Source organism: Sinorhizobium sp. GQ132 (genome assembly GCF_059758575.1).
The window spans coordinates 1-25,645 of sequence record NZ_JCAXDX010000019.1 but is presented as its reverse complement, the minus strand read 5'-3'; the positions used below and the strand labels follow the sequence as shown (position 1 = coordinate 25,645).

Annotated in this window: 30 protein-coding genes, 2 tRNA genes and 1 pseudogene; 8 read left to right on the top strand and 25 right to left on the bottom strand. The window is 62.4% G+C overall.

Going from position 1 to position 25,645, the window contains the following annotated elements; translation table 11 throughout:
* Positions 1-578: 578 nt before the first annotated feature.
* The 7 genes from AC6CIG_RS27790 to AC6CIG_RS27760 form a co-directional block, all read right to left on the bottom strand.
* Positions 579-1,967, bottom strand: coding sequence for an FGGY-family carbohydrate kinase (locus AC6CIG_RS27790; protein WP_437407843.1), 1,389 nt, complete (start codon positions 1,965-1,967; stop codon positions 579-581).
* Positions 1,964-2,278 (bottom strand): L-rhamnose mutarotase, encoded by a 315-nt coding sequence (gene rhaM, locus AC6CIG_RS27785; protein WP_437407844.1) that lies wholly within the window; start codon positions 2,276-2,278, stop codon positions 1,964-1,966. The genes AC6CIG_RS27790 and rhaM overlap by 4 nt, the downstream gene beginning before the upstream one ends.
* Before the next feature lie 10 nt (positions 2,279-2,288).
* The gene (locus tag AC6CIG_RS27780; RefSeq protein ID WP_437407845.1) at positions 2,289-3,293 is read right to left on the bottom strand and encodes an ABC transporter permease; all 1,005 of its coding nucleotides are present in this window, start codon (positions 3,291-3,293) and stop codon (positions 2,289-2,291) included.
* Complete coding sequence (locus AC6CIG_RS27775; RefSeq protein WP_018094196.1) at positions 3,293-4,273, bottom strand: ABC transporter permease; 981 nt, start codon at positions 4,271-4,273, stop codon at positions 3,293-3,295. Before AC6CIG_RS27775 ends, AC6CIG_RS27780 begins: the two co-directional genes overlap by 1 nt.
* Complete coding sequence (locus AC6CIG_RS27770) at positions 4,270-5,781, bottom strand: sugar ABC transporter ATP-binding protein (RefSeq protein WP_437407846.1); 1,512 nt, start codon at positions 5,779-5,781, stop codon at positions 4,270-4,272. The genes AC6CIG_RS27775 and AC6CIG_RS27770 overlap by 4 nt, the downstream gene beginning before the upstream one ends.
* Before the next feature lie 240 nt (positions 5,782-6,021).
* Entirely contained in the window at positions 6,022-7,011 is a 990-nt protein-coding gene (rhaS, locus tag AC6CIG_RS27765; RefSeq protein WP_004436001.1) for a rhamnose ABC transporter substrate-binding protein, read from the bottom strand.
* 114 nt (positions 7,012-7,125) lie between these two features.
* Positions 7,126-7,938 carry a DeoR/GlpR family DNA-binding transcription regulator gene (locus AC6CIG_RS27760; protein WP_018094194.1) on the bottom strand — a complete coding sequence of 271 codons (813 nt, stop codon included), beginning with the start codon at positions 7,936-7,938 and terminating at the stop codon, positions 7,126-7,128.
* Between the two features lie 201 nt (positions 7,939-8,139).
* On the opposite strand from AC6CIG_RS27760, the gene AC6CIG_RS27755 reads away from it, so the two are divergent.
* The 6 genes from AC6CIG_RS27755 (at position 8,140) to AC6CIG_RS27730 (ending at position 13,304) form a co-directional block, all read left to right on the top strand.
* Positions 8,140-10,239 carry a bifunctional rhamnulose-1-phosphate aldolase/short-chain dehydrogenase gene (locus tag AC6CIG_RS27755; RefSeq protein ID WP_437407847.1) on the top strand — a complete coding sequence of 700 codons (2,100 nt, stop codon included), beginning with the start codon at positions 8,140-8,142 and terminating at the stop codon, positions 10,237-10,239.
* 13 nt (positions 10,240-10,252) lie between these two features.
* Positions 10,253-11,545, top strand: a complete 1,293-nt coding sequence (gene rhaI / locus AC6CIG_RS27750; protein ID WP_437407848.1) for an L-rhamnose catabolism isomerase — start codon at positions 10,253-10,255, stop codon at positions 11,543-11,545.
* Positions 11,546-11,699: 154 nt separating this feature from the next.
* A complete protein-coding gene (locus AC6CIG_RS27745) occupies positions 11,700-11,954 on the top strand; it encodes a GlsB/YeaQ/YmgE family stress response membrane protein (protein WP_004435988.1) in 255 nt (84 codons plus the stop codon).
* A 70-nt stretch (positions 11,955-12,024) separates the two neighbouring features.
* A complete protein-coding gene (locus AC6CIG_RS27740) occupies positions 12,025-12,213 on the top strand; it encodes a hypothetical protein (RefSeq protein WP_018094191.1) in 189 nt (62 codons plus the stop codon).
* A gap of 78 nt (positions 12,214-12,291) precedes the next feature.
* Positions 12,292-12,753: a YbaK/EbsC family protein gene (locus tag AC6CIG_RS27735; RefSeq protein ID WP_018094190.1), complete on the top strand. Its 462-nt coding sequence runs from the start codon at positions 12,292-12,294 to the stop codon at positions 12,751-12,753.
* A 161-nt stretch (positions 12,754-12,914) separates the two neighbouring features.
* Positions 12,915-13,304 (top strand): DUF930 domain-containing protein, encoded by a 390-nt coding sequence (locus tag AC6CIG_RS27730; RefSeq protein WP_018094189.1) that lies wholly within the window; start codon positions 12,915-12,917, stop codon positions 13,302-13,304.
* 283 nt (positions 13,305-13,587) lie between these two features.
* Here AC6CIG_RS27730 and AC6CIG_RS27725 read toward each other — a convergent pair whose 3' ends face one another.
* From AC6CIG_RS27725 to AC6CIG_RS27705, 5 genes are all read right to left on the bottom strand, one after another.
* A complete protein-coding gene (locus tag AC6CIG_RS27725) occupies positions 13,588-13,902 on the bottom strand; it encodes a hypothetical protein (RefSeq protein ID WP_437407849.1) in 315 nt (104 codons plus the stop codon).
* A 202-nt stretch (positions 13,903-14,104) separates the two neighbouring features.
* The gene (locus tag AC6CIG_RS27720) at positions 14,105-15,187 is read right to left on the bottom strand and encodes a nucleotidyltransferase family protein (RefSeq protein WP_437411795.1); all 1,083 of its coding nucleotides are present in this window, start codon (positions 15,185-15,187) and stop codon (positions 14,105-14,107) included.
* Positions 15,174-16,274 carry a serine kinase gene (locus AC6CIG_RS27715; RefSeq protein WP_437411797.1) on the bottom strand — a complete coding sequence of 367 codons (1,101 nt, stop codon included), beginning with the start codon at positions 16,272-16,274 and terminating at the stop codon, positions 15,174-15,176. Before AC6CIG_RS27715 ends, AC6CIG_RS27720 begins: the two co-directional genes overlap by 14 nt.
* Before the next feature lie 581 nt (positions 16,275-16,855).
* On the bottom strand, positions 16,856-17,173 hold the full coding sequence (locus AC6CIG_RS27710; protein WP_324762882.1) for a BrnA antitoxin family protein: 318 nt from the start codon (positions 17,171-17,173) through the stop codon (positions 16,856-16,858).
* Positions 17,149-17,433, bottom strand: a complete 285-nt coding sequence (locus AC6CIG_RS27705; protein ID WP_437407852.1) for a BrnT family toxin — start codon at positions 17,431-17,433, stop codon at positions 17,149-17,151. The genes AC6CIG_RS27710 and AC6CIG_RS27705 overlap by 25 nt, the downstream gene beginning before the upstream one ends.
* 103 nt (positions 17,434-17,536) lie before the next feature.
* On the opposite strand from AC6CIG_RS27705, the gene AC6CIG_RS27700 reads away from it, so the two are divergent.
* Entirely contained in the window at positions 17,537-17,782 is a 246-nt protein-coding gene (locus AC6CIG_RS27700; protein WP_437411799.1) for a transposase, read from the top strand.
* Positions 17,783-17,796: 14 nt separating this feature from the next.
* On the opposite strand, the gene AC6CIG_RS27695 is transcribed toward AC6CIG_RS27700, so the two are convergent.
* From AC6CIG_RS27695 to AC6CIG_RS27650, 10 genes are all read right to left on the bottom strand, one after another.
* Positions 17,797-17,872: transfer RNA gene (locus tag AC6CIG_RS27695), tRNA-Phe, on the bottom strand.
* Between the two features lie 241 nt (positions 17,873-18,113).
* Entirely contained in the window at positions 18,114-18,326 is a 213-nt protein-coding gene (gene yacG, locus AC6CIG_RS27690; RefSeq protein WP_018094182.1) for a DNA gyrase inhibitor YacG, read from the bottom strand.
* A gap of 4 nt (positions 18,327-18,330) precedes the next feature.
* The gene (locus AC6CIG_RS27685; RefSeq protein WP_004435951.1) at positions 18,331-18,951 is read right to left on the bottom strand and encodes a Maf-like protein; all 621 of its coding nucleotides are present in this window, start codon (positions 18,949-18,951) and stop codon (positions 18,331-18,333) included.
* Between the two features lie 97 nt (positions 18,952-19,048).
* Positions 19,049-19,267, bottom strand: coding sequence for a translation initiation factor IF-1 (gene infA, locus AC6CIG_RS27680; protein WP_004435948.1), 219 nt, complete (start codon positions 19,265-19,267; stop codon positions 19,049-19,051).
* A gap of 157 nt (positions 19,268-19,424) precedes the next feature.
* Positions 19,425-19,904, bottom strand: a complete 480-nt coding sequence (locus AC6CIG_RS27675) for an arsenate-mycothiol transferase ArsC (protein ID WP_100669629.1) — start codon at positions 19,902-19,904, stop codon at positions 19,425-19,427.
* 13 nt (positions 19,905-19,917) lie between these two features.
* Entirely contained in the window at positions 19,918-20,394 is a 477-nt protein-coding gene (locus AC6CIG_RS27670) for a UPF0262 family protein (protein WP_018094178.1), read from the bottom strand.
* Positions 20,391-21,695, bottom strand: a complete 1,305-nt coding sequence (gene hisD / locus AC6CIG_RS27665; RefSeq protein ID WP_498324216.1) for a histidinol dehydrogenase — start codon at positions 21,693-21,695, stop codon at positions 20,391-20,393. Before hisD ends, AC6CIG_RS27670 begins: the two co-directional genes overlap by 4 nt.
* 64 nt (positions 21,696-21,759) lie before the next feature.
* Positions 21,760-22,200 carry a DUF2948 family protein gene (locus tag AC6CIG_RS27660; RefSeq protein WP_018094176.1) on the bottom strand — a complete coding sequence of 147 codons (441 nt, stop codon included), beginning with the start codon at positions 22,198-22,200 and terminating at the stop codon, positions 21,760-21,762.
* Positions 22,201-22,353: 153 nt separating this feature from the next.
* Positions 22,354-23,646, bottom strand: coding sequence for a UDP-N-acetylglucosamine 1-carboxyvinyltransferase (gene murA / locus AC6CIG_RS27655; protein WP_324762879.1), 1,293 nt, complete (start codon positions 23,644-23,646; stop codon positions 22,354-22,356).
* Between the two features lie 169 nt (positions 23,647-23,815).
* The gene (locus AC6CIG_RS27650; RefSeq protein WP_018094174.1) at positions 23,816-24,031 is read right to left on the bottom strand and encodes a hypothetical protein; all 216 of its coding nucleotides are present in this window, start codon (positions 24,029-24,031) and stop codon (positions 23,816-23,818) included.
* Between the two features lie 261 nt (positions 24,032-24,292).
* Between AC6CIG_RS27650 and AC6CIG_RS27645 the strand changes: the two genes are divergently transcribed.
* Positions 24,293-24,367: transfer RNA gene (locus tag AC6CIG_RS27645), tRNA-Thr, on the top strand.
* Positions 24,368-24,462: 95 nt separating this feature from the next.
* Here the strand turns inward: AC6CIG_RS27645 and AC6CIG_RS27640 are convergent.
* From AC6CIG_RS27640 to AC6CIG_RS27630, 3 genes and pseudogenes are all read right to left on the bottom strand, one after another.
* Positions 24,463-24,747 (bottom strand): copper-binding protein, encoded by a 285-nt coding sequence (locus AC6CIG_RS27640; protein WP_018094173.1) that lies wholly within the window; start codon positions 24,745-24,747, stop codon positions 24,463-24,465.
* A gap of 21 nt (positions 24,748-24,768) precedes the next feature.
* Positions 24,769-24,903 (bottom strand): annotated as a pseudogene (locus AC6CIG_RS27635) (cupredoxin domain-containing protein); the annotation flags it as partial.
* A 27-nt stretch (positions 24,904-24,930) separates the two neighbouring features.
* Positions 24,931-25,645 (bottom strand): multicopper oxidase domain-containing protein (locus AC6CIG_RS27630; RefSeq protein WP_498324215.1); only part of this gene is annotated, 715 nt, incomplete at its 5' end.

Here is a 25,645-nt window from a genome sequence, read left to right as displayed (position 1 = left end):
TGATTTCAATGAAAGTGGATACCGGACCGAAACCGGTACGGCGGTGCGGCATCATGCCTTGAGGAGAAGTAGAGACTTCCTATTCCGACGTGTTGGACCATGTTTATGGTTAATTCCTTGCTTGAAAGTTAATGCCTCATGCCTCCTAACCGGAATCGCTAAAATTCAACCGGAGCTTTGCCGTCCGCTAGCGATGCAACGTTTTCTTTGAACGCAGCCACAGGTTTTCAATGATGAGAGTTTAGAATTGCGGATCTGCTTGCCGTTGAGTATCGAAACATACAGCGTCATGCGTCTCCCATCGGATGGGCAGAGGTCGCTATAGCATTTGAAGTGCTGCATGTTCCTGGTGTCGGCTGCGATTCAGAACATGCAGGTATGATGGCGCGAACTACGCGTTGAGTAGCATCTTCAGGCAAAGGGCGGCATCATGACGGTGCGCCACGGGACGTGAACAATGATTGTTCTTGGAATAGGCGCCATCATCACCGCAACGCTCGCAATGGCGGCGATATCGATCGTTGTCAACCTTGAGCATGGCCGCGCAGCGAGCAGAACGTCCGTCTTCTGAGATTCCTTTACGGATCACTCCGGACATGCGCAGCAGTGCGCCGGCGCCATGTCTCGGCATAAGCCGCACAGGGGTCCGGCTTTGCGGCCGGTATCGGCTCGGTCCCCGTCCTGACGCGGGCGCCCGCAACGAGGCAGGCGGCGCCGAGGCTCGTTCCCGTACTGTTCAGCCTGTTGGCAAGCACCGGCCGGCCGGTGGCGGCGGCAAGCATCCTCAGATAGGCGTCATTCAAGGCAAACGGCCCCTCGACCAGGATCTCGCCCCTTGCCCCGATCAGATCGAGGCAGGTCGCCGTCATCAGCGCAAGATGAAAGGAGACGACGGCGAGCCGTTCGGCGGGAGCGAGCTTGCCTTCGTCCGTCGTCCAGCATGAGCGCGCAGCCGGAAACGGCCCCGAACCACCCGGCAGCGACGGCAGCAGCATATGCCCTTGTTCCAGGACACTGGCTTCGGCCTCGGGCGAGGCCGGCGGCGGATCGTCGCCGATCAGCAGGGAATAGGCGCGCCCGCCCATGAAGCGGGCCGAAGGCACCGGATCGCCGAGTGCGTTGACGTTGATGAGCGTGTCGCGCCGCTCGTCGAGTTTCACGGGAACGGCGCCGACGGCGAGCATCACCACCCAGGTACCGGTCGAGACTACGGAGAACGGCGCCTGGCGCGTAATGAGATGCGGCAGCAGCGAGGCGTTCGAATCGTGAATGCCGCAGTGGACCGGCGTTTCCGGCGGCAGGCCCGTCTCATCGGCAACCTGCCGAAGCAGGGGACCAAGCACGTCGCCCGCCCTTCGCACCGGCGCGAAGAGAGAGCGCCAACCCTGCTCATCGACCATCGACGAGAAGGTTGCCGCCTTCGGATTCCAGAGATCGGTGTGGCAGCCGAGCGAGGTCAACTCGCTCGTCCTGACCCCCGTCAGCCGGTAGGACCAATATTGCGCATAGGTGAGGATCGTCGCGACGCGGGCGAAATGCTCCGGAAACATGCGCTGCTGCCAGAAGAGCTGAGCGCCGACATTGAGCCCCGTCGGCAGGCGCGCCGAACCGGTCTCCGTGAAGAGAGGGCGCGCCTCCTCGTATTCCTCCGCGAGCGCATCCGGACCGGCGAATTCATAGTCCAGAACCGGCAAGGCGAGCTCGCCCGCTTCATCGAGCAGCACGGCGGTCGCGCCATGCGTGGTCACCGAAATCGCATCCACCGGGTGCTCGCCGTGAAGCGCGGCCAGACTGTCGAGAATGAAACGCCAGAGGCGCTCGGTGTCGAAATGCGGGTAAAGCCCGTTAGCGCTGACAGCATTGCCGGCTTTGCGCACGGCGATTTCCTCGAAGCGCTCGAGATCGACGAGTGCGACCTTGGCGTTTGTCTTGCCGATATCGACGACGGCGACGGTTTTCATCATCATTTGAGGTGGAAGACGGTTTTGAGCGGCACGGCGACCGGCTCGTTGTCAGCGCGGGTCTCCATGATATCGGCCATATGGGCCCACCATTTACGCATCACCGGGTGCGACGGCAGATCGGCCATCCTGTGATCGTCCGAACGCCAGAGGACGCCGAAGAGCAGCCCGTTCTCCTCATCGAGGTGGATCGAATAATCGGAGACACCGGCGTCCTTCAGGAGCGTGACCAACTCCGGCCAGATCGCGTCGTGACGCGCCTGGTATTCGGCGGCCTCGCCGGGATGGAGTCGCATGCGGAAGGCGTATTTTTCCATGACTTGCATCTCAACGAACGGAACGGCGGCGGGCGCGCTGCCAGAGAATCGGCAGCGCGATCACCGAAATCAGGAGCAGGCCGATGAAGATCGACATGACGATGCCGGGCACGTTCAGGAGGCCGAAGCCGAAAGTGACCATGCCCATGATCAGCGCCGCCAGCACGACCCCGGGTATCGTGCCGGAGCCGCCGAGAATGTTGACGCCGCCGAGCACCACCATGGTCACGACCTCGAGCTCCCAGCCGAGCGCGATCGAGGGCCGTGTGGAGCCGAGGCGCGAGGTGAGGCAGACGGAGGCGAGCCCGGCCATAAGGCCGGTCAGCAGGAAGAGCGTGAACTTGACCCGCCCGACTCGCACGCCGGAAAAGAGTGCCGCCGTCTGGTTGTTGCCGATGGCATAGACGGCACGGCCGAAATTCGTCCTGTGCAGCAGGACTGCGTAAATGACGGCGAGCACGACGAAGAGCGTGAACTCGAAGGAGAAGACCCACCAGACATAACCTTGGCCGAACCAGGCGAAGCTCTCGGGATAGCCGGTAAAGGCCTGGTCGCCGAGCACGATGAAGGACAGGCCGCGAAACAGGCTCATGGTGCCGATCGTCACGACGATCGACGGCAGACCCAGGCCTGTGATCAGGAGCCCGTTGACGAGACCGCAGAGGAGACCGACGCCAAGGCCGGTCGCGACGAGCGCGGGCGTGCCGAACCCGAGTTGCACCGCATAGCCCATGGCTGTCGAGGCAAGGGCGATGATGGAAGCAACCGAGAGGTCGATCTCGCCGGAGATGATCACCAGCGCCATGGCGAAGGCGATCATCGCCTTTTCGGTGAAGTTGAACGTGGCGTCGGAGAGGTTCCACGGATCGAGGAAATAGGGCGACGCCAGCGAATTGCCGAGGAAGATCACGGTGGCGACCACGAAGAGCAGCGCTTCCCAGCTCTTCAGAAGGCGAGCGCCGCCTCCTTGCAGGCGATCGGGAATGTGGCGGGAAGAAATTTGCGCGTCCGCCATCAGACCGCCTCCGCTTTCTTGAGAATGACCCTGCCCTTGCGCCGCTCGGCGCGGGCGTTGACGGCAACCGCGATGATGATGACCGTTCCGGATATCGCCAGCTGTGCGAAGGGCGAGATGTTGATGACCGGCAGGGCGTTCTTGATCACGCCGAGGAAGAGCGCTCCGAGGACGGCGCCCGCCACAGAGCCGATGCCGCCGGCAATCGAAATGCCGCCGATGACGCAGGCTGCGATGATGTCGAGCTCGAAGCCGGCCGCGATGTCCACATAGGCGACCGCATAGCGCGATACCCAGAGGTAGCCCGACAGGCCCGCAAGCGCGCCCGAGAGGCAATAGGCGAAGAAACGCGTGCGTCCGACATCGATGCCCGTATAGACGGCTGCGTGCGGATTGCCGCCGACGGCATAGAAGGCGCGTCCGAGCGGCGTGCGACCCATGACCAGGAACATCAGCGCGACCATCACGAGCGAGAGCCAGGAAAGCACCGGCATGCCGGCCACATCCAGCCGCGGCAGCGCCTTGAAGGCGTCGCTCATCTCATGGGCATTGATCCACTTGCCGTTCGTCAGCACGAAGATCAGGCCGCGATAGATCGTCAGCGTCCCGAGCGTGACGACGATCGGGGGAATATCGAGCTTCCAGACCAACGCGCCGTTGATCGCCCCGAGAAAGCCGCCCAGCACCATGACGGCAACAAGGATGAGCGGTATCGGCAGGTCGGGAAAGGCGTTGTTCAACATGGCCGCGACCATGCCGCAGAGCGCCAGGTTGGCCGCCATCGACAAATCGATGCAGCGGGTGAGAATGACGGCCATCTGCCCCAGCGCCAGAATGACGAGGATGGAGGTGTCGCCATAGACGCGCGCAAGATTGGAAGGAGCCACGAAAGCCGGAAAGCGCAAGGCGATCAGGGCAAGCAGTACCGCAATCGCGACCACGAGCAGGATTTCTCGGTTCTTGAGAAGCCTGGCCATCATGCGGCCCTCCCATCGGCTTGCGTTTCGATGCCTGCTGCGGCGCGCACCAGCTTCTCGGCGGTCAGTTCCGATCGCTCGTATCTTCCGACGACGCGCCCCTCGCGCATGACGATGACGCGGTCCGACATCCCCATGATCTCGGGAATTTCCGAGGAAACCATGATGACGCTCAAGCCTTGCGCCGCAAGCTCGCTCATGAAGGCATGAACGGCGGCCTTGGAGCCGATATCGATGCCCTTGGTCGGCTCGTCGAGGACGATGACCTTCGGCCGGGTGGCGAGCCACTTGGCGATGACCACCTTCTGCTGGTTGCCGCCGGAAAGCGTGCCGACGTCCTGATCGAGCGCAGCGGCCCGCAGATCGAGGCGGGAGGTGTATTCGCGCGCCAGCGCGAATTCCTCGGCAAGCCGCAGGAAGCCCGAGCGCGAGGTCTGTGAAAGCGAGGGCAGCGTGACGTTCTGGAAGATCGGCATGCCGATGATCGCTCCCTGCCGTCCGCGCTCTTCCGGTACATAGACGATGCCGGCGCGGATCGCCTCCGCCGGGCTGCGGATGACCAGCACCTCGCCGTCGAGTTTCACGGCACCGGCGGACGGGCGGGTGATGCCGATCAGCGACTGCATGAATTCCGAACGCCCGGCGCCGACAAGGCCATAGAAACCGAGGATCTCGCCGCGCCTGAGTTCGAAGTTGATGTCCTCGAATTCGGTCGGGTGGCGATATCCGGAAACGGTAAGCACCGGCTGACCGATCGTCACCTCCTTTTTCGGATAGACGGAGCCGACGGCGCGGCCGACCATCATGCGGACGAGATCGTCCTGGCTGACGTCGGCGATCAGCCCTTCGCCGATCATCGCTCCGTCGCGAAAGACGGTGTAGCGGTCGGCGATGCGGAATATCTCATCGAATTTGTGGCTGATGAACAGGATGGCCTTGCCGTCGGCCTTGAGCCGCTCGATCAGTTCGTAGAGCTCGTGAATTTCCTTGTGCGACAGTGCGGCCGTCGGCTCGTCCATGATGACGACGCGCGCATCGACCGAGAGCGCCCGGGCGATCGCGACCAGATGCTTCTTGGCGATGCCGAGATCGCGCAGGCGGATGGTCGGGTCGAAATCGGCGCCCGCGCGGCGCAACAGGGCCTGAGCGTCGGCGTTGAGCTTCTTCCAGTCGATGAGGCCGAACCGGTTGCGCGGCGCGTGGCCGAGAAAGATGTTTTCCGCGACGGAGAGCTCGTCGAAGAGCACCGTCTCCTGATGAATTGCCGTGACCCCGGCGCGGGACGCCGCAAGGGCGGTCGGAAAGGTGGTCTCCGTGTCGCCGAGCCGGATGCTGCCCGCATCGGGCTGATAGATGCCGGTCAGTATCTTGACGAGCGTCGACTTGCCGGCGCCGTTCTCGCCGACCAGCGCCGTCACCGAACCGGGATAGAGAGCGAGCGATACATCGGAAAGAGCGCGCACGCCCGGAAAGGACTTCGATATGCCCTCAAGCGCAATGGCGGGCTTCATCCGCGATGTGGTTGTGTCCTGCAACAAGAGTGGATCCACCAGTTCAGTCGTTTCAATTGGAGGGCGGCCAGGTCCTCGATCGCATGAGGCTGCCCCTCATCCTGTCCCTATCCCTATCCCTCTCCCCGCTCGCGGGGAGAGGGATAGGAGAAGATTGCCGCACGTCGCTTCTCCCCGTCAGAACGGGGAGAAGGTGGCCGGCAGGCCGGATGAGGGGCGGACGCCGCCTCCTCGTGACGATCAGAAGATCTTCGCGAATTCCTCGACGTTCGAGGCATCATAGACGAACGGGTCGGCCATGGCGCCTTCGTTGTTCTCGTCGAGCTTGACCGTGCCCATGCGGCCCATCTTGAGTTCCGCGCCGGGCTTGGCTTCGGCACCGTTGATGAGGTCGTAGGCGATCATCGTTGCCGAATAGCCGAGGTCGATCGGATTCCAGATGGCGAAGGACTTCGAGGCGCCGGACTTCACGTGTCCGGCCATTTCGGAGGGAAGGCCCAGACCGGTGACGTTGATCTGGCCGATCTTGCCGGCGTCGGTCACGGCCTGCGCCGCGGCAACGATGCCGACGGAGGTCGGCGCTATGATGGCCTTCAGGTTCGGGTGGGACTGGATGAGCCCTTGCGTCTCGCGATAGGACTTGTCGGCCAGGTCGTCGCCATAGACGGTGGCGACCACATTGATGCCCTTGTAGTTGCCCTGGACCTTCTTCATTTCGGCGATCCACGTATTCTGGTTGGTCGCCGTTGCGGAGGCCGAGAGCACTGCGACGTCGCCGCCCTCGGGCAGGTTGTCGGCGGCGAGCTTGATGATCATGTTGCCGATCAGCGGGCTCGAGGACGGGTTGAGATGCATCAGGCGGCCTTCCTTGGCCACACCCGAATCCCAGGAGATGACTTTGATGCCGCGGTCCATCGCCTTCTTCAGCGCCGGGACGAGCGCGTCCGTGTCGTTGGCAGAAACCGCGATCGCATCGACTTTCTGGGCGATCAGCGAGTTGATCACTTCGATCTGGCCTTCGGCCGTCGTCGAGGTCGGGCCGGTATAGATGATCTCGACGTCGCCGAGTTCCTTGGCCGCTTCCTGAGCGCCCTTGTTGGCCGCTTCGAAGAAGCCGATGCCCAACGCCTTGACGACAAGGGCGATCTTCTTGTTCTCCGCATGAGCGGCATTTGCCATCAGCGCCACGGCGACGGCGGCCGTCACCATCAATGATTTCAGGACTTTCATCGTTTTTCTCTCCTCCCATGGGCCCGCATCCGGAGTGGCTGCGTCTTCCTGCCCGAACAATCATTTCCCGATCTTCACCCGGAAGCTCGGGACATCAGCTCCTCTCCCCATGCTTCATGCGGGTGTCGAAGCCTTTTCGGCGTCGGCCTTGGCGCTCTGAGCGGCGACGATCAGGCTGACGCCGGCATTTTCAAGCATCGAGGCATGTCTGTCCTCGATACCCGAATCGGTAATGACGGTGGCGATGCGCTTGAGACCGCACAGAATGAGACTCGAGCGCCTGTGAAATTTCGAGGAATCGACGAGCACGACGAGGTCGTCGGCCTGGTCGATCAGCTTCTGCTCAGCCTGGATCAGCAGCGGATCGGCCTCCATCAGCCCGAGAGGCCCCAGCCCCTGCGCCCCCATGAACATGCGCCGCGCATAGAAGTTGCGCGTCACGTCGTTCTCGAAGGGGCTCAATATGATGTTCTGCTCGCGATAGATCGTCCCGCCCGACAGCATGACGGTGTTCTTGGAATGCTTGAGCAGGTGCTCGGCGATCGGGAAGGAGTTGGTGAAGACCTGCATCCGGCGATTGGCGAGGAAATGCACCATCTGAAAGGTCGTGGTGCCGCCATTGATGATGATCGGTTCGCCGTCCTGACAGAGCGCCACCGCTTCCCGGGCGATCGCCTGCTTCTCCCGCGCATGCAGGCCTTCGTTCACCCGGAAGGGGCGGCCGGCAAGGCCTACGAACTGCGGAGGGTTGATCGCTTCGGCACCGCCCCTGACACGGCGCAGCCGCTTTTGCACATGCAGTGCCGCGATGTCGCGGCGGATCGTCGCCTCCGAACTGCCGGTGAGATCGACCAGTTCAGGCACGGTTGCGACCGGCTTTTCCTGCACCGCCGACAGGATGATCCTGTGTCTCTCTTTCTCGTGCATGCGCTCCTCCGATGCTCCGCATGCTTCCATCCCTTCCGAGCATTGTCAATCACAACCAATCATGTTTTTTCATTGTGCGGCGCATCATGAAAGTTTTTGATCGTTTTTGATTGACACCGGGGTGATCACCGTGTGATCTGGTGCCAATCATAGGGCCGCGGTTCCAAGTTGCGGCAGCCAGATCAGCGGGAGGAGTTCGACATGCTCGACAAGCACCAGGGCGCGCGCCTTGCCAATCTTTGGGACGAGGGCAAAGCGGCAGGAATGACCGAGCCGGAAAAGCTCCTCTACCGCTCGAACCTCCTCGGATCGGACAAGAGAATCACCAATTACGGCGGCGGCAATACCTCCGCCAAGGTCATGGAAAAAGACCCGCTGACCGGCGAAATGGTCGAGGTCCTCTGGGTCAAGGGCTCCGGCGGCGACGTCGGCACGATCAAGATGGACGGCTTCTCCACCCTCTACATGGACAAGCTCCGCGCGCTGAAGGGCATTTATCGCGGCGTCGAATTCGAAGACGAAATGGTCGGCTACCTGCCGCATTGCACTTTCAACCTCAACCCCCGCGCCGCCTCGATCGACACGCCGCTGCACGCCTATGTTCCGAAGCCGCATGTCGATCACATGCATCCCGATGCGATCATCGCCATCGCCGCCTCGAAGAACAGCAGGGAACTGACGAGCAGGATCTTCGGCGACGAGATCGGCTGGCTGCCGTGGAAACGGCCCGGCTACGAGCTCGGCCTCTGGCTTGAAAAGTTCTGCCAGGAAAACCCGGATGCGCGCGGCGTCGTGCTCGAAAGCCACGGCCTCTTCACCTGGGGCGACACGGCGAAGGAGGCCTACGAGACGACGATCGAGATCATCAACCGCGCCATCGCCTGGTTCGAGACCGAGAACACGGGTCCCGCCTTCGGCGGTCAGTCCAAACCGGTGCTCGCCGCCGCCGATCGCGCCGCGATCGCCAAGAAGCTGATGCCGGTGATCCGCGGTCTCATCAGCGCGGGGGAAAGCAAGGTCGGCCATTTCGACGACGGTCAGGCGGTGCTCGACTTCGTGACCTCGACCAGCCTCGAGCCGCTGGCGGCGCTCGGCACGAGCTGCCCCGACCACTTTCTTCGCACCAAGATCCGACCGCTGGTCGTCGATTTCGACCCGACGCAGCCGGATGTCGGAAAAACCCTTGCGGGCCTGCCCGAGGCGATCGCCACCTATCGCGCCGACTACGCAGCCTATTACGAGCGATGCAAGCGCGCCGACAGTCCGGCCATGCGCGATCCGAACGCGGTCGTCTATCTGGTGCCCGGCGTCGGCATGATCACCTTCGCCAAGGACAAGGCGACGGCGCGCATCTCGGCCGAGTTTTACATCAATGCGATCAATGTGATGCGCGGCGCGTCCGGCGTGTCGACCTATGTCGGGCTGCCGGAGCAGGAAGCTTTCGATATCGAATACTGGCTGCTCGAAGAAGCCAAGCTGCAGCGCATGCCGAAGCCGAAGAGCCTGGCCGGGCGCATCGCGCTCGTCACCGGAGGCGCCGGCGGCATCGGCAAGGCGACGGCCAACCGGCTGATGCAGGAGGGCGCCTGCGTGGTGCTTGCCGATATCGACGAGACGGCGCTCGAAGCGGCTCAGACCGAGCTTTCCACCCGCTACGGCAAGGACTTCGTCCGCTCCGTCAACATGAACGTCACGAGCGAGGCGGCCGTCGAATCGGGCTTCGGCGACGCGCTCCTCGCCTTCGGCGGCCTCGATATTCTCGTTTCCAATGCCGGCCTCGCCACTTCGGCGGCGGTGGAGGACACGACGCTGGCGCTCTGGAACAAGAACATGGACATTCTCGCGACCGGCTACTTCCTGGTCTCGCGCGAGGCTTTCCGCATCTTCCGCAACCAGAAGGCCGGCGGCAATGTCGTTTTCGTCGCCTCCAAGAACGGGCTTGCGGCCTCGCCCGGGGCGTCGGCCTATTGCACGGCCAAGGCGGCCGAGATCCATCTTGCCCGCTGCCTGGCGCTCGAGGGAGCGTCGGCGCAGATCCGCGTGAACGTGGTCAATCCCGACGCGGTTCTGCGTGGCTCCAAGATCTGGACCGGCGAATGGAAGGAGCAGCGCGCAGCTGCCTACAAGATGGACGTCGACGAGCTGGAGGCGCATTACCGCGAACGCTCGATGCTGAAGCTCAGCGTCTTCCCGGAAGATATCGCCGAGGCGATCTACTTCCTGGCTTCCGACATGTCGGCGAAATCCACCGGCAATATCGTCAATGTCGACGCGGGCAATGCCCAGTCCTTCACCCGCTGACCGGGAGGCTCCGATGACCCTGATGATCAGCACATCCGTCCTCGATTTAGAGAATGCAAGCCGCCGGGACGGTCTCACGCGCGACTACGAAAGCCTGGGCGAGCGGCTCGCCCGCCGCGGCATCGATATCGATGCGGTGAAGGCCAAGGTCGCGGCCTACGGCGTTGCCGTCCCCTCCTGGGGCGTCGGCACCGGCGGGACGCGCTTTGCCCGCTTCCCGGGCCCCGGCGAGCCGCGCAATATCTTCGACAAGCTTGAAGACTGCGCCGTCATCCAGCAATTGACGCGGGCGACGCCGGCCGTGTCGCTCCATATCCCCTGGGACAAGGTCTCCGATCTTGCGGCCTTGAAGGAGAAGGGCACGGCGCTCGGCTTGAGCTTCGACGCGATGAACTCGAACACCTTCTCGGACGCGCCCGGCCAGGCGCATTCCTACAAGTTCGGCTCCCTCTCCCACACCGATTCCGCGACACGACGCCAGGCGATCGAGCATAATCTCGAATGCGTCGAGATCGGCAAGGCGCTCGGCTCCAAGGCACTGACCGTCTGGATCGGCGACGGCTCCAACTTCCCCGGCCAGAGCAATTTCACCCGGGCATTCGAACGCTATCTCGACTCGATGAAGACGGTTTACGCGGCGCTTCCGGATGATTGGCGCATCTTCACCGAGCACAAGATGTTCGAACCGGCCTTCTATTCGACCGTCGTGCAGGATTGGGGCACGAACTACCTGATCGCACAGGAGCTCGGGCCCAAGGCCTTCTGCCTCGTCGACCTCGGGCACCACGCACCGAACGTCAACATCGAGATGATCGTCGCCCGGCTGATCCAGTTCAAGAAGCTCGGGGGCTTCCATTTCAACGATTCGAAATACGGCGACGACGATCTCGACACCGGATCGATCGACCCCTACCGCCTGTTCCTCGTTTTCAACGAGCTCGTCGATGCGGAGACACGCGCCGCGGACGGTTTCGATCCGGCCCATATGCTCGACCAGAGCCATAACGTGACGGATCCGATCGAAAGCCTGATGACGAGCGCCATGGAGGTCGGCCGTGCCTATGCCCAGGCGCTGATCGTCGACCGTAACGCACTTGCAGGCTATCAGGAGGAGAACGATGCGCTGATGGCATCAGAAACACTGAAGACTGCCTTCCGGACCGACGTCGAGCCCATCCTCGCCATGGCCCGTCTGGAGAATGGCGGGGCCATTGCGCCGGTTTCCGCCTACCGGGCAAGCGGCTACCGCGCCAGGGTGGCAGCCGAGCGTCCTGCAGTCGCCGGCGGCGGCGGCGGCATCGTCTGAACCGCACCGGCAGCGACTTCTCCCTGCCAGAACGGGAGAAAGTCGCGGCGGCGGCGAAGAAGGCATTCCCCGCCTTCAAAAATACGACGCGCGACTTCTATCGCATTCGAAAACATGGTTTATCCTCTCCTCAGATACAACGAGAGGGTGATTCATGGGCATTGAAAGCATTCTGGTATTCCTGATCGTCGGCGCGGTTGCAGGCTGGCTTGCCGGTTTGATCGTCAGCGGAGGCGGCTTCGGTCTGCTCGGGAATATCGTGATCGGCATCGTCGGCGCCTTCATCGCCGGCCTTCTCTTCCCGGCCATCGGGATCAGCATCGGCACCGGCATCTTTTCTGCCATTATTCACTCGACGATCGGGGCCGTGATCCTTTTGGTGCTGATTCGCGTCGTCAAACAGGCCTGATCCGCGTTACCCCCATACGGTCCGCGCCAAACGCGGACCGGCCATCGCAAGCCAACGAGCGGAGGCGAAAATGACCGAACTCTACGCGGAAAAGATCGAGGACGCGCTCAAGTCGTACATCGCGGACCACCCCGGCACCCTGACGCGCGAGCAGGCGATCTCCACCATCCTCGAAACCTGGTTCGCCAGCAACGGCTACCTGCCGTCTCAGCAGGAAGGGATGCGTCCCGAAGATCTCGATGCTTCGAACGACGACTGAATTGTGCCGCGCCTGAACGGCGGTTTTTAGCCCTGTGCCGCGTCGACGCAAATTTGATCCAAACTACAGATTGCCGAAATGAGCCTCGCTTCCGTCAAACAGTTCTTTTCCCGGCACGCACCGGACATCGACGTCATCGAGCTGGAGCAGAGCACCGCCACCGTGGCGCTCGCGGCAGAAGGCCATGGCGTCGAACCGGCGCAGATAGCCAAGACGCTCGCGCTCCGGGTCGGCGACGAAATCATCCTGATCGTCACGCGCGGCGATGCGCGCCTCGACAACAAGAAATACAAGGCGCGGTTTGGAACCAAGGCGCGCATGCTCGGCTTCGACGAGGTCGAGGCGGAAACGGGCCATCCGGTCGGCGGGGTCTGCCCCTTCGGGCTCCCCAAGCCCCACAGCATCTATTGTGACGAGTCTCTCAAGGCTTTCGACGTGGTCGTGCCCGCAGCTGGTGCGACCAACGCCGCCGTCCATATCAGCCCGGAGCGGATGGCCGAGCTGACCGGTGCGAAATGGATCGACGTCTCGGCGGTGTAGCGTCTACATGCCGCGGCACGCAGTGGTCTTGGGCAGTGGTCTTGGGCAGCGGCCTTGGAATGGCCACATAGTTTAACTGAATGCTGATAACTCCCCCACCCCGCGAAGCAGGCCGATGAGTCGGAATGCACCGCGCTGTAGATCTGGAGCGGTACGGAGAAATGAAATCACGCGCATGCGCCCTCGCCCTCGCCACATTGGCGGCATGCCCAACGCAAGCGATGGACCGGTCCCTCGTCCGGCAATTCGAGAAGCTCGATCCCCAGACGCGGCTGGAGCAGCGTTGCGATACGGAAGCGATGGAGCGGATCGGCGCCGACAAGAACCGGTTCAAACCGGACAAGGTCATCGCCTATACCTTCGCCGATCCCGTCATGAAAGGCGACAGGATGAAGGCGACGGGCGCGGTATTCCGAAGCAAGGGCGACTGGTACAAACTGGCATTCAGGTGCAAAACGGATTCCGAGCACCTTGAGGTGCTGTCCTTCGAATACAAGATCGGAGAACGTGTGCCGCGGGAGAACTGGGACCAGCTCTATCTTTATCCCTAGGAGAGCCGCACAGTCATCGGGATCTAGACGATCGCCATCAGGAACACCAGGGACCCGAGCGACAGTGCGGCGATGATGCTCATCAGCACTTTCATCATGTGTTCCGTCATTTCGTACATCCTACCCAGCTCCTCAGGAAGACGAATGCCGCACCTGCGCCGGATCGACGGGCCAGCCGGCCCGTGATCATCGGCGTCAAGAATTTTGTAAGAAATTGGTTAACAAATCACCTTCATTGGCGTGATCCGGCTTGCTCCGGCCCACGACCCGCATTGGCGAGCGATTACCGCAAGACCCCGCCTGACTTCGAACCGCCCTGCGACTGCCCGGCTCCCGGGCCGCCCTGCGACACGCCGCCGCCATGCGCGCTACCGGGATTTGTTCCGTCCGGACCGTTGCCGTAGCCATTGTTGCCCTTCGCGCCGCCACCGCCGCCGCCACCACCCGACTTGGCAATTGCATACGATGTAAGGCTGGTCGAAAGCAGCATGGTGACGGCGGGGGGCGTCACCACCGCGAAGCGCCCACAATTCTTCAGAAATTCACGCCGGTCTTCGTCGCTGCGCGACGGCAGTCCGTTTGGCATTTCGGAACTCATGGACGCCTCCCCCTGTGCGTTGACTATTTCGCCGAATTTACAGTAAAATTGCGCTGGAAAATAGTGTTACATTTGGGTGCTTTCCGCCATATAGAATACTATATAATCAATTATAATTAGCCATAAATAGCTAAAGATTTATTTTGGTATACACTCAATAACGTTACAGGAAATCGGCACCCTTCAGTCATCAATATCTACTCTAGATCTTTCCCGGCGGTCTCGACCGAAAGATACGTCGGAGCTCGCGGATTTTCCGCTCGGCCTCCTGGCGCCGCGACGGGTATGACTCACCGCCGTACCGGTCCCAGGACGGGTAGTGGGCGATCTCGGTCAGGAGCGTGAAAACGGTGAAGGGGACGAAGAGATAATCCCTTCCAAGCTGGACGCGTCTGCGTTGCAATTGAAGCCGCGGCAGCTTCCCGGCGGACAAACCGGACGCCCCACCTATCCCGAACAGCATGTCGGCTGTCAGAATCTGCGTCTCGACCGCATGTCTTTCGTACCCCCTGGCGAAAAGCGACATCAGCTGCGCCCAGTCGACGCTGTCCGAGGCTGCGAGCTTCGACAGATCGAGAAGGTGCCGTAGATCGATCAGGCCGCGCCAGTAGTCGCCATCCTGGAACTGATCATGCAAGATCAGGAAGACGATCTGGGCAAAGGGCGACGAAATGCGAACGTCTCCCCCATCGAGGGCGATCCTGCGGCTGTGCCCATACAGCCATTCGATATCGCTGAAGGAGGCCGGCCCTTTAGGCCGGCATTGAAGATCGATGCTCCCTGCATCCGTCGGCCGCTCCAGGACTGCGGGCAGATGGAATTTGGGGTTTCCCGGCCATGAGCCGCTGCCGGCGGCAAGGCGGATCTCGTAACCGATGTCCTGCAGTGCTCCAATCGATGAAGCCATGTCGGCGGGGCGGACGAGAATGTCGAGGTCGGTCAGCATCCGCGCGCCGATCTCGTCCGGCTTCTGTGCAACCAGGATTGCCGCACCCTTCATGAGGACCGGCTCCACGCCGATGCGGGCGAGGCATTGGACCGCCTCGGTCAGTTGCGCCAACAGTCTCCTGTTGCGCTCCGCGTTCCTGTCGTAAATCAGAGAGAGGTAGCGACGGACATCCTCGGGCACGTCCACCGCATATTTCCTCGCCGCGAGAGCGAGCGAGGATACCGTCAGGCTATCATTCGCAAGCGCGATGACGTGCTCCCAGTCCACGTCAGCCGGAGGGTTGCCGTTGAGGCAGGATGTGAGCGCGAGAAGGTTTCGGTAGCTACGTCCCGTCATGGTGCCTGCTCAGCATTTCTACGGCCTCGTCCAGCCGCATATAGGAAAGCTCGACGGCACTGGCGCCGCGAATGGCGTTCAGCAGGGCGTCGAACTGCGACAGATCGAGGCGCCGTGTCGGCGTAAAGGCGCCGAGAAAGAGTTCCGACAAAACCCGCGCCGGTTCGACCGCGGCAAGCTCCGTCCGGCCTTTGCGCCGGCGCAGCAGCACGATGGTGCCAAGCGGCACTGCATCGTCGGACGCAAAGGGGATCGACGCCAGGTAGCGGACATATCGATTGTCGAGGCGGCGATGAACCGGCGCCGCTTCGATCGTGCCGCGCATGCTTTCGAGGAGACCCCATGAGCCGCGCTTCAGAGCAGGGGCGAAGGGAACGCCCCGCAGCAGACCGTCCGGCGTCATCAGCGCGATATCGTCGCCGCCGCAGGCAAAGCCTGCTTCGAGGAGCGCGAGCGCGAGCGTCGACTTGCCCGCGCCCGGCGCGCCGCAAATCAGAAGCCCCTTCCCATTCTTCACCAGGTGCGCGGCATGAAGCGCGACCTTGGTACCGAGGCTTGCAAGCACATCCTCCGTCAGCAACGCTTTCAGCGCCGGCACCGCTTCGTTGACCGCGACGATCATGCCGGGGGAACGGTTGCGGCTGACGCACACGCGGTTGCCGAACTTCGCCACCGCATAGGAGACCGACGGCTTCAGGCCCTCTGACGCCTGATGATCGAATACGGGCAGGATGAGATCGAGGAGGCCTCTATCGTGATATGCTATCGAGACGGCGGCTCCATGCAAATCCAGCACATGCGTGTGTATCGGCGCCCCGTCCTCGGCGTCGAAGGCAATCTCCAGCAGACCCTCGCGGGACATATAAAGAAGATAATCCCGCACCGATTTGCGCGCTTCGGCCCGGCCGGCGCCGCGTGCCACGAGATCGGCCTCCAGCCGGCGCTGCGACAAGGGTTCGCCGAGAAGGCAGGTGAGATACGCGGTAAGGTCGTCAACCTCAAAAATCTGCTGCGACGCTTCGACGAAAATCGTCTTGCGCTGTCCGAGCAGAAAAAATCGTGCCCCGTCGGAGACGCGGAATTTCATTCCAACCCCCTCGCGCTGCCGCGTGCCTCGGCATGTTTTCGTATTTGTGGTCGAAAATTCGCAATCCCGCCAGCCCCGACGCGGCGTCCACGGCAGAGGATTCAATGGGATACTGCTAAAGATACATCGTTCGGCAGCGAAAATAAGCAGCTCGAGTTAAGGCCGCGGATGAGTGCCGTGGCCCGCTTGGAGGTGATGCTGGCACAATATCGGCGGCGACGAACACGATGGGGCTTACGGTGTCGCCTTCCTGCTGCACCCGGCGCGACTGCGATGGGCCAGACTGTGATGAGGTATTGCGCGCTGATGCGGCCGCGGAACGATGACGGCGAGGTCCCGGAGCCGCGAAACATTGACGAACTGCGTCAGTATCCGAGGTCGCCGAACAGCTCGCGGATGGAGCGGCCTTCGTTGTCGTTCCCGCCATCGTCGAGTCGTCGCCCGGTAAAGGCCAATATCTCGATGGAAGCCGGACACCTGGCGACACGCGGATTTTCAACTGGCCGAAAGATCCGCTAAGCTGGCGGTTTATAGGCCGCCTCTATGCGCATGTGCTGGAAATGCGTGAATTTTCGCGCCGGCTATATGCCTGCAGCTTTTCGTAACGCCTCATTCATCCGGCCCTGCCAGCCTTTGCCGCTTGCTCGAAACTTAGCAATCACATCTTCGTCCAACCGGAGGGTGATTTGCTTTTTCGGATGCTCCAGCGGTGGGCGCCCACGCGATCTGCGATGCTCTTCGATAGCTCTGAAAAACTCAGGCGGTAGCACCTCTTTTGCCGGGCGCATGTTGGCAAGCTCTTCGTCGGTCAACTCGGGAAAATCGACAGCGTCCCAGTCTTCTTTCGTGTAACCGTGACCTGGCTCAAACGTTTTCAGCTTTTGGGTCTTGGTGGCCATGGAAGCCTCCTTCTTTCTCTGTCGCTAGCAGGACGAAAACTGATGATCGATATAGCTTCCGTTCCGAGTGTCGCGAAAATGACCGCTGCTGTCCCATCACGAAAATAACCGATAGCCTTCAAGCGCTTTCCGCCCGAAGCATCTGGCTTGCTGTCCTCAAGGATGGCACTCGCCCAATCAATGTCGCTTACATCGGCAAAATCGAAACCATGCTTTTCAAGGTTGGCTTGCCGTTTGGGCTCGTCCCATACAATTCTCATGAATTAATGTAACTACATTTATGATTGATATCAAGCCGCAAGTGCGCGGAAACACGGCTGCTGAGGCTGCTGAATAGCTTCACGTAACACTCGGATTAGTCCTGTGACGAAGCATCAGATTGAGGTGATTATGTCGGTCGAGCGGCGTCGGCGCTGGTCTCGGGAGGAGGAGCGGCTGGTCGCGGCGAGGCTTGAGTCAGGCGCAAGCGTTTCGGAGATCGCGCACTCGGCGGGCGTTCATGTGAGCCAGCTCTTCCGCCGGCGCAAAGAGCGCTGCCAGAACCTCCGCGCTGTCCGTCCCGCAACCGGCGGCGCAAGAAGGCTCGAAGAGCTTTTAAAAACTCAATGATTTTAAGAGAAAAATGGTGCCCGGAGGCGGATTTGAACCACCGACACGCGGATTTTCAATCCGCTGCTCTACCAACTGAGCTATCCGGGCATCCTGCCTTGACGGCGGCAGTCTCCTTCGGGAAACCGCTGGGGCGTGTCGTTCGCCCCGGAAGCGAGCGGGGTTATAACATCTTGTTCGGCCGTGTCCAGCACCAAATGACTCTTTTTCGAAGGAATTTAGCTGGCTGCGGAAAGGTGGAGAAAGTCGAAGGAATTCAGAGAGATCGCCGGCGTCCGCGAATTCCCCGGGGCCCGCTCCGAAATAACCGATGTTCGGGTGGAGCGAAGAATTACCGTTCGTCGCCGTCGTCGGCCTTCGACTCGTCGTCGGCGACCGGGATCGCATAGGAACCGGACAGCCAGCGATTGAGATCGACGTTACGGCACCGCTCGGAACAGAAGGGATAATGCTCGCGCACGGACGGGCGTCCGCACTCCGCGCAGGGACGCGTTGCGCGCAGGGGTTCTACGTTCGACCCGTTCTTCTTGCCTTCGCCGCGCATCCTCTCAGCCTTCCAGCCAACGATCGTGCACGTCGTACCCTTCGCCGACGAGGAGATTGACGGTCTCATAGAGCGGCAAGCCTACCACATTGGTGTAAGAGCCGACCAGCTTCACGACGAAACCTCCGGCAATTCCCTGGATACCATATCCGCCGGCCTTGCCGCGCCACTGGCCGGAAGCGAGATAGCTCTCGATGTCGAGCGTGGAAAGGCGCTTGAATCGCACCTTGGTGTCGATCACCTTCTGGCGAAGCGTGCGGTCGGGCGTGACGAGGCAGATGCCCGTATAGACGCGGTGGCTGCGGCCCGACAGAAGATGCAATGCGCTCGACGCCTCGCTCACCAGTTCCGGCTTCGGCAGGATACGGCGGCCGACGCAAACGACGGTGTCGGCTGCGAGAATGTAGCTGCCGTCCCAGGCCGGGTCGCCGGTAATCGCAGAAAGCGCCGCCTTCGCCTTTTCAGCCGAGAGCCGCCGCGCAAGCGAGCGAGGGTGTTCCGAACGCTTCGGCGTTTCGTCCAGGTCCATCGGCATGAGGCGCGCGGGCTCGATTCCCGCCTGCGCCAGGAGCTCGACACGACGCGGCGATCCGGACGCCAGTATCAGTTTCTTGGTCACTGCCATCGATGCGAGCCGTTATTCCCGGAGTTTGTGCCATGCTCGTGCATATCGCTGCCCAAAATCGCTCAGCACTTTTGGGCGACGTGCATTCGGCCGGGGCCTACTTGAAGCGGTAGGTGATGCGACCCTTCGTCAGGTCATAGGGCGTCATCTCGACGAGGACCTTGTCGCCGGCCAGAACGCGGATACGGTTCTTGCGCATGCGGCCCGCCGTGTGGGCGATGATCTCGTGCTCGTTTTCAAGCTTCACGCGAAACGTCGCGTTGGGAAGCAATTCGGTGACCACGCCCGGAAATTCTAGGACTTCTTCTTTCGCCATGCAGGACTGTTCTTTCTCGTGCTCAATAGCGGACGCAACAGGCATCCTCGAAAAGTTGCCGGAAACTACACAATCGCCGCGGCTTTGTGAACCGCTTTGATCAGGCTTTTTCGGGTACCCGATCATCGCGCATCGAATCGCGGCGCGAGGATCGGAATCATGCCGCCGGAGGACTGCCTTTCTGGGGGCTTTCCACGGCGAGACGGCTTGCGATCAGCGTCGCCAGATGATCGCGCACCGCCCGGTAGGCGGCCACGATCTGCTCCCGTGTGCCGGTCGCAACGGTCGGGTCGGGTGTCGGCCAGTATACCACATCCACGGCCATGGATCGGGTCAATTCAAGGGCCATGTGGTGGGCTTCGGGCGCCAGCGTCACGATGAGGTCGAAGTAATCGTCTTCGAGCTCTTCGAGCGTGCGCGGCTGATGCCGGCCGATCGTCAGCCCGACCTCTTCGAGGACCACGTCTACGAAGGGATCCCGCTCGCCCTGCCGGACGCCGGCGGAGGCGACGTAGGTCCCCTTCGGAAGCGCCACGCGGGCGAGCGCCTCGGCCATCGGCGAACGGATGGCGTTCATGCCGCACATGAAAAGAACCGAGCGGGGCGCTTTCGATTGCGGCGTGGCGGTCGCGATCATCTCCGCCTCCCCGTCAGCCGCGCCAGTAGAGCACGCAGACGAGCGTGAAGAGCCGGCGCGCCGTATCGAAATCCAGCCTGATCTTGCCCGATAGCCGGTCCATCAGGGTCTGAGAACCCTCGTTGTGGATGCCGCGCCGCCCCATGTCGATCGCCTCGATCTGGCTCGGCGTCGCCGACCGGATCGCCTGGTAATAGCTTTCGCAGATCATGAAGTAGTCCTTCACGATACGGCGAAAGGGCGTGAGCGAGAGGATGTGGGTGGCGACCTCGGTACCGCCATCCGTCGAAATCCGGAAGACCAGCTTCGCGTCGACCAGCGACAGGTTGAGCCGATAGGGGCCGCCGGAATGCCCGACGGGTTCGAACAGATTATCTTCGAGCAGGTCGAAGATCGCAACCGCGCGCTCATGCTCCACATCCGGCGTCGAGCGGCCGATCGTCTCGTCCAGCACGACATCGCAGAGCCGCAGGTTGCGATCGGCCTTCATCCCTCTTCCCCGAGGTTGAGGCGGATGGCAACCGATCGGGCATGGGCCTCGAGGCCTTCCGATCTTGCCAGCGCGATCGCGGCGGGCCCGAGAATGCGCAACTGATCCGGGCCGAGCCGCAGGATCGATGTTCGCTTCACATAGTCGAGCACGCCGAGGCCCGAGGAGAACCGCGCCGAACGCGCCGTCGGCAGCACGTGGTTGGAACCGCCCACATAGTCGCCGATGACTTCGGGCGTGTGCCTGCCGATGAAGATCGCACCGGCATTGCGGATCGCAGGAACCATCGCGTCCGGATCGGCCGTCGCCAGTTCGAGATGCTCCGGGGCGATGCGGTTGGCGAGCGGCACGGCCTTGTCGAAATCCGGAACCAGGATCACGGCGCCGAAATCGCGCCAGCTGGCTGCCGCCGTGTCGGCGCGCGGCAGCGTCTTCAACTGACGCTCCACCGCCTTTTCGACCGCATCGCCGAAGGCCGCATCGTCGGTGATCAGGATCGCCTGCGCGCCGGCGTCGTGCTCGGCCTGGGCGAGCAGGTCCGCGGCGATCCAATCCGGATCGTTGTCGCGGTCCGCGATCACCAGCACTTCCGACGGCCCGGCGATCATGTCGATGCCGACCGTGCCGAAAACCTGCCGCTTGGCGGCCGCAACATAGGCATTCCCAGGGCCGACGATCTTCGCAACCGGTTCGATCGTCTCGGTGCCGTAGGCGAGCGCGGCCACGGCCTGCGCGCCGCCAATGCGGTAGATCTCCTCCACACCGGCAAGGCGGGCGGCTGCGAGCACCGCCGGATTGATCGCCCCGCCGCTGGCCGGCACGACCATGACGATGCGCGGCACGCCTGCGACCTTGGCCGGCAGAGCGTTCATCAGAACCGAGCTCGGATAGCTCGCCGTGCCGCCGGGCACATAGAGACCGACTGCGTCGATCGGCGTCCAGCGCGAGCCGAGGCCGACGCCCATCTGGTCTTCGTAAATGTCGTCCTTCGGCAATTGCCGCCGGTGATGCGCCTCGATGCGGGTCGCCGCGACTTTCAAAGCACCGAGCACTTCCGGAGCAACCGCGTGGATCGCCGCATCTATTTCCGCCGCCGTCACCGCCATGCCCGTGACCGTGAAGTCGATCCCGTCAAAACGCGTGGAATAATCGGCGAGCGCCGCATCTCCGCGGGCGCGGACATCGTCGATGATGGTGCGCACGACGGCGTTGACGTCTTCGGAAACTTCCCGTTTCGTCGTCAGGAACGTTGCGAAATCGCGCTCGAAGCTCGTATCGAGATAGTTCAGCCTGATTGCCAATGCGATGATCCTTTTGGTGGTTGCCGGCGGGGAGGCTCAAGCGGGAGTTCTCAAACCGGCGTCCTCAGGCGCCCTCGGGGTGGCGCGGCTTGAACGCCGTCTCCCAGGCGCCGCCGGTATCGGCAAGCTGCACCTCGATGCACTCCACATCGAGCGCGATCGACGCCTCGCCCGCGAGCACGAGCTCGATCGTGCCTTCCGGCCCCTCCCCCTTGACGTCGAAGCGCAGGGCGAGAAGGTCGAGCACCGCTTCCATGTCGGTGCGATCGAAGCCGAGCGACCGCACGGCACTGACGCATTTGAACAGAAGGACGGCACGGCGCCGCTCGAAGCCGCGGCGCTTGCCCTCCGCCTTTTCCCAGGCGAAGCGGTTGACCACCAGGGTGAACTGCCGGCGCCGGGCGTCGTAGGCGATGCCCGCTACCTTGAAGACTGCGTCCTGCACATGGGCGGAGACGACGCCAAGGTCTTCCTCGTCGAGTGCCAGCAGTTTCAAAGCATCCATGCGATTCATCCCGTCCGTTTTATGCCCCGCATTTTAGCGGGTGATCGTCAAGGACATAGGACGTTGCGCCCGAAACCGCAACGGCTCGAGCGCGGGAAGTGACCGAAAGCGCCACAGCGGCTTTGCGCACCTGATCGGACGCGCCGAGCCGGATCAGTCGCTGACACGCTCGACATGGGCGCCGCAGCGCGTGAGCTTCTCTTCGAGGCGCTCGAAGCCGCGGTCGAGATGGTAAACGCGCGAGACCATGGTCTCGCCCTCGGCCGCCAGGCCCGCGATGACGAGCGAAACTGAGGCCCTGAGATCCGTCGCCATCACCGGCGCGCCCTTCAGCCGCGACACGCCCTCGACCTTGGCCGTCTGGCCGGAGAGCGAGATCTTGGCGCCGAGCCGCGCCAGTTCCTGCACATGCATGAAACGGTTTTCGAAGATCGTCTCGGTAATGTGGGAAACGCCGCTCGACCGGGTCATCAGTCCCATGAACTGCGCCTGGAGGTCGGTGGGGAAGCCGGGGAACGGATCGGTGACGATGTCGACCGGCTTGATGCCGGCGCCGTTGCGGACGATGCGGATGCCGTTGTTCGTCTCGCTGATCTCGGCGCCGGCGCGACGGATCGCCTCGAGCGCCGTGTCCAGGAGGCTCGCCTCGGTGTCCTCGAGAATGACGTCGCCGCCCGCCATGGCGACCGCCATGGCATAGGTTCCCGTCTCGATGCGATCGGGCAGCACGCGGTGACGGGCGCCCGAAAGCGAGCGCACGCCCTCGATGGTGATAGTGCTCGTCCCCTGCCCGCTGATCTTCGCGCCCATGGCGTTCAGGCATTTGGCAAGATCGACGACTTCGGGCTCGCGTGCGGCATTGCCGAGCACGGTCGTGCCGTTGGCCAGCGTTGCCGCCATCATCAGCACATGGGTCGCGCCGACGGAAACCTTCGGGAACACGTAGCGCGCACCGATGAGCCCGCCTGCCGGTGCGGTGGCGTTGACGTAGCCGCCATCGATCTCGATATTGGCGCCAAGTGCTGCCAGCCCCTCGATGAAGAGATCGACCGGACGCGTTCCGATGGCGCAGCCGCCCGGCAGAGACACCCGCGCCTTGCCTTCGCGGGCGAGAAGCGGCCCGATGACCCAGAAGCTCGCGCGCATTTTCGAGACGAGTTCATAAGGCGCCGTCGTCGAAACGATGTTGCGGCTGGTGAAATGAACCGTGCGGGCATAGCTCTCGCCCTGGCGCTCGCGCCGGCCGTTGACGGAAATGTCGGCACCATGATTGCCCAGGATGCGGATCAATTGCTCGACATCGGCCAGATGCGGGACGTTTTCGAGCGTCAGCGTGTCGTCGGTCAGCAGCGACGCGATCATCAGCGGCAAGGCGGCGTTCTTCGCGCCGGAGATGGGGATCACCCCGTGGAGTTCGTTTCCGCCTACAATCCTGATGCGATCCATGAGACCTCTCGAACGGGCGCTGCCCGCCTTTCTGGAAAATCGATGCCGATCCGGCATTGTTGAAGGGCGTCTCTTTAGTGGAGATGCGGTGAAATTAGAAGTGCCTTGAAAGGCGGGGATGCAGGGAAGCGTGGACCCGGACGGCCCCGCCTGCCGCCGGTTGCAGGACCTAATCTTCCGATTCGTCCGTTTTTGCGGCAGGCAGTCCGGATGTCTCGTCCGCAGCACCCGCCCGGCGCGCGCGCATCTGCTGCTTGCGCCGCTGGAGATTGTCGCGCAGGTTCTTCGCCAGACGCAGCCGCCTCGCCTCGGCCTCGCTCGAATGCCCTGCGCCCTTTGCCCGCCCCGGCACATGCTTATTGTTGTCGTCGCTCTGCATGGCCATCCATTACCGCAAAACCAGGACCTTCGGAAGCGGCAAGCCGGCCGGAGGAGAGCGAAATCGGGGAAAACCGCGAAGCTGCTTCCGAGCCGGTCCGTGCCGCAACAGGCCGCAATGGAAGAGCTTCAACGCCCAGGACCGCGTGAGCCCGCCACCTTCCCGGCGCGGCCCGCCCAAAAACTTCGAAATGCGGCTTGCGCTCTCCCTCAAGCTATGGCAATAGGCCCCTCGCCTGATGCGGCTCTTCACGAAGCGCCGCCGGATGCTGCTATAGCTCAGGGGTAGAGCACTCCCTTGGTAAGGGAGAGGCCGAGAGTTCAAATCTCTCTAGCAGCACCATCATTTCCGCCGGAAAACACTTTTTTTGAGCTTTAAGGCTTACCGGCGAAGCCGGGACGGGGACGCGCCGGCATCCCGCCGCGTCCCCATCGGAGCTACTTCACCTCGGTAACGGTGAGCTTGCCGTCGACGCGTTCGGCAACGAATTCGATCTGATCGCCTTCCTTCAGCTTCGACAGCAGGGCTTCGTCCTTGACCCTGAAGACCATCGTCATGGCAGGCATTTCGAGAGCCTTCAGGTCCTCATGCTTCAGCGTGACCTTCTTCGCTTTGGCATCGACCTTCTTGACGGTACCTTTGGTGAAGTCGCCGGCGATGGCGCCGTAGGCAGTGCCGAGAGCGAGGGCGAAGGCGAGCGTGAACTTGACAGTCGTTTTCATGTGAGACCCTTTCCTGAGGATTTATTTCCGTGCGGCAGTCACGTCGCCGTGCATGCCCGCGTCGTAGTGACCCGGCACCAGGCACGCGATCTTGAAAGCGCCGGCATTGGTGAATTTCCAGACGATCTCGCCCGACCTTCCGGGGGCGAGACGGATCGGTTGGTTGAAGATCGTCATGCGCTATCATCCGTGTTTGGAGTGCTTCGGCGTGATCCGCGTCTTTGCGTCATCGGCCCTGGTCCAGTCCGGAAGCTCGCCCGTCCACTCCCAGGCCTGCGTTCCGGGCGGGTTCTCGTACCAGCCGGGATCGGAGTAATCGTCCGCCGAGATGCCCTCGCGCACCTTGACGACGGAGAACATGCCGCCCATTTCGATCGGCCCGTGCGGACCCCAGCCGGTCATCATGGGTATGGTGTTTTCGGGAAGCTCCATCTCCATCTTGCCCATGTCGGACATGCCGGCCGTACCCATCGGCATGTATTCCGGGTGGAGCTTCCGGATCTTTTCCGCGACGTCCTTCTTGTCGACGCCGATGAAGGTCGGGATGTCGTGTCCCATGGCGTTCATCGTGTGGTGCGACTTATGGCAGTGGATCGCCCAGTCGCCCGCGTATTTGGCGTCGAATTCGTAGGCGCGCATGGCGCCGACCGGAATGTCGATGCTGACCTCCGGCCAGCGCGCCTCCGGTCGGACCCAGCCGCCGTCGGTACATGTGACCTCGAAGTCGTAGCCGTGCATGTGGATCGGGTGGTTGGTCATGGTGAGATTGCCTACCCGCACGCGCACGCGGTCGTTCCTGGAAACGACCAGCGGGCTGATGCCCGGGAAGATGCGGCTGTTCCAGCACCACATATTGAAGTCGGTCATTTCCATGACACGCGGCACGTAGGAGCCCGGC

Excerpts from the sequence above, each read along its gene's own strand:
- AC6CIG_RS27790 (WP_437407843.1), bottom strand. The coding sequence starts at position 1,967 with ATGATGATGAAAACCGTCGCCGTCGTCGATATCGGCAAGACAAACGCC.
- rhaM (WP_437407844.1), bottom strand. The coding sequence starts at position 2,278 with ATGGAAAAATACGCCTTCCGCATGCGACTCCATCCCGGCGAGGCCGCC.
- AC6CIG_RS27780 (WP_437407845.1), bottom strand. The coding sequence starts at position 3,293 with ATGGCGGACGCGCAAATTTCTTCCCGCCACATTCCCGATCGCCTGCAA.
- AC6CIG_RS27775 (WP_018094196.1), bottom strand. The coding sequence starts at position 4,273 with ATGATGGCCAGGCTTCTCAAGAACCGAGAAATCCTGCTCGTGGTCGCG.
- AC6CIG_RS27770 (WP_437407846.1), bottom strand. The coding sequence starts at position 5,781 with ATGAAGCCCGCCATTGCGCTTGAGGGCATATCGAAGTCCTTTCCGGGC.
- rhaS (WP_004436001.1), bottom strand. The coding sequence starts at position 7,011 with ATGAAAGTCCTGAAATCATTGATGGTGACGGCCGCCGTCGCCGTGGCG.
- AC6CIG_RS27760 (WP_018094194.1), bottom strand. The coding sequence starts at position 7,938 with ATGCACGAGAAAGAGAGACACAGGATCATCCTGTCGGCGGTGCAGGAA.
- AC6CIG_RS27755 (WP_437407847.1), top strand. The coding sequence starts at position 8,140 with ATGCTCGACAAGCACCAGGGCGCGCGCCTTGCCAATCTTTGGGACGAG.
- rhaI (WP_437407848.1), top strand. The coding sequence starts at position 10,253 with ATGACCCTGATGATCAGCACATCCGTCCTCGATTTAGAGAATGCAAGC.
- AC6CIG_RS27745 (WP_004435988.1), top strand. The coding sequence starts at position 11,700 with ATGGGCATTGAAAGCATTCTGGTATTCCTGATCGTCGGCGCGGTTGCA.
- AC6CIG_RS27740 (WP_018094191.1), top strand. The coding sequence starts at position 12,025 with ATGACCGAACTCTACGCGGAAAAGATCGAGGACGCGCTCAAGTCGTAC.
- AC6CIG_RS27735 (WP_018094190.1), top strand. The coding sequence starts at position 12,292 with ATGAGCCTCGCTTCCGTCAAACAGTTCTTTTCCCGGCACGCACCGGAC.
- AC6CIG_RS27730 (WP_018094189.1), top strand. The coding sequence starts at position 12,915 with ATGAAATCACGCGCATGCGCCCTCGCCCTCGCCACATTGGCGGCATGC.
- AC6CIG_RS27725 (WP_437407849.1), bottom strand. The coding sequence starts at position 13,902 with ATGAGTTCCGAAATGCCAAACGGACTGCCGTCGCGCAGCGACGAAGAC.
- AC6CIG_RS27720 (WP_437411795.1), bottom strand. The coding sequence starts at position 15,187 with ATGACGGGACGTAGCTACCGAAACCTTCTCGCGCTCACATCCTGCCTC.
- AC6CIG_RS27715 (WP_437411797.1), bottom strand. The coding sequence starts at position 16,274 with ATGAAATTCCGCGTCTCCGACGGGGCACGATTTTTTCTGCTCGGACAG.
- AC6CIG_RS27710 (WP_324762882.1), bottom strand. The coding sequence starts at position 17,173 with ATGGCCACCAAGACCCAAAAGCTGAAAACGTTTGAGCCAGGTCACGGT.
- AC6CIG_RS27705 (WP_437407852.1), bottom strand. The coding sequence starts at position 17,433 with ATGAGAATTGTATGGGACGAGCCCAAACGGCAAGCCAACCTTGAAAAG.
- yacG (WP_018094182.1), bottom strand. The coding sequence starts at position 18,326 with ATGCGCGGCGAAGGCAAGAAGAACGGGTCGAACGTAGAACCCCTGCGC.
- AC6CIG_RS27685 (WP_004435951.1), bottom strand. The coding sequence starts at position 18,951 with ATGGCAGTGACCAAGAAACTGATACTGGCGTCCGGATCGCCGCGTCGT.
- infA (WP_004435948.1), bottom strand. The coding sequence starts at position 19,267 with ATGGCGAAAGAAGAAGTCCTAGAATTTCCGGGCGTGGTCACCGAATTG.
- AC6CIG_RS27675 (WP_100669629.1), bottom strand. The coding sequence starts at position 19,904 with ATGATCGCGACCGCCACGCCGCAATCGAAAGCGCCCCGCTCGGTTCTT.
- AC6CIG_RS27670 (WP_018094178.1), bottom strand. The coding sequence starts at position 20,394 with ATGAAGGCCGATCGCAACCTGCGGCTCTGCGATGTCGTGCTGGACGAG.
- AC6CIG_RS27660 (WP_018094176.1), bottom strand. The coding sequence starts at position 22,200 with ATGGATGCTTTGAAACTGCTGGCACTCGACGAGGAAGACCTTGGCGTC.
- murA (WP_324762879.1), bottom strand. The coding sequence starts at position 23,646 with ATGGATCGCATCAGGATTGTAGGCGGAAACGAACTCCACGGGGTGATC.
- AC6CIG_RS27650 (WP_018094174.1), bottom strand. The coding sequence starts at position 24,031 with ATGGCCATGCAGAGCGACGACAACAATAAGCATGTGCCGGGGCGGGCA.
- AC6CIG_RS27640 (WP_018094173.1), bottom strand. The coding sequence starts at position 24,747 with ATGAAAACGACTGTCAAGTTCACGCTCGCCTTCGCCCTCGCTCTCGGC.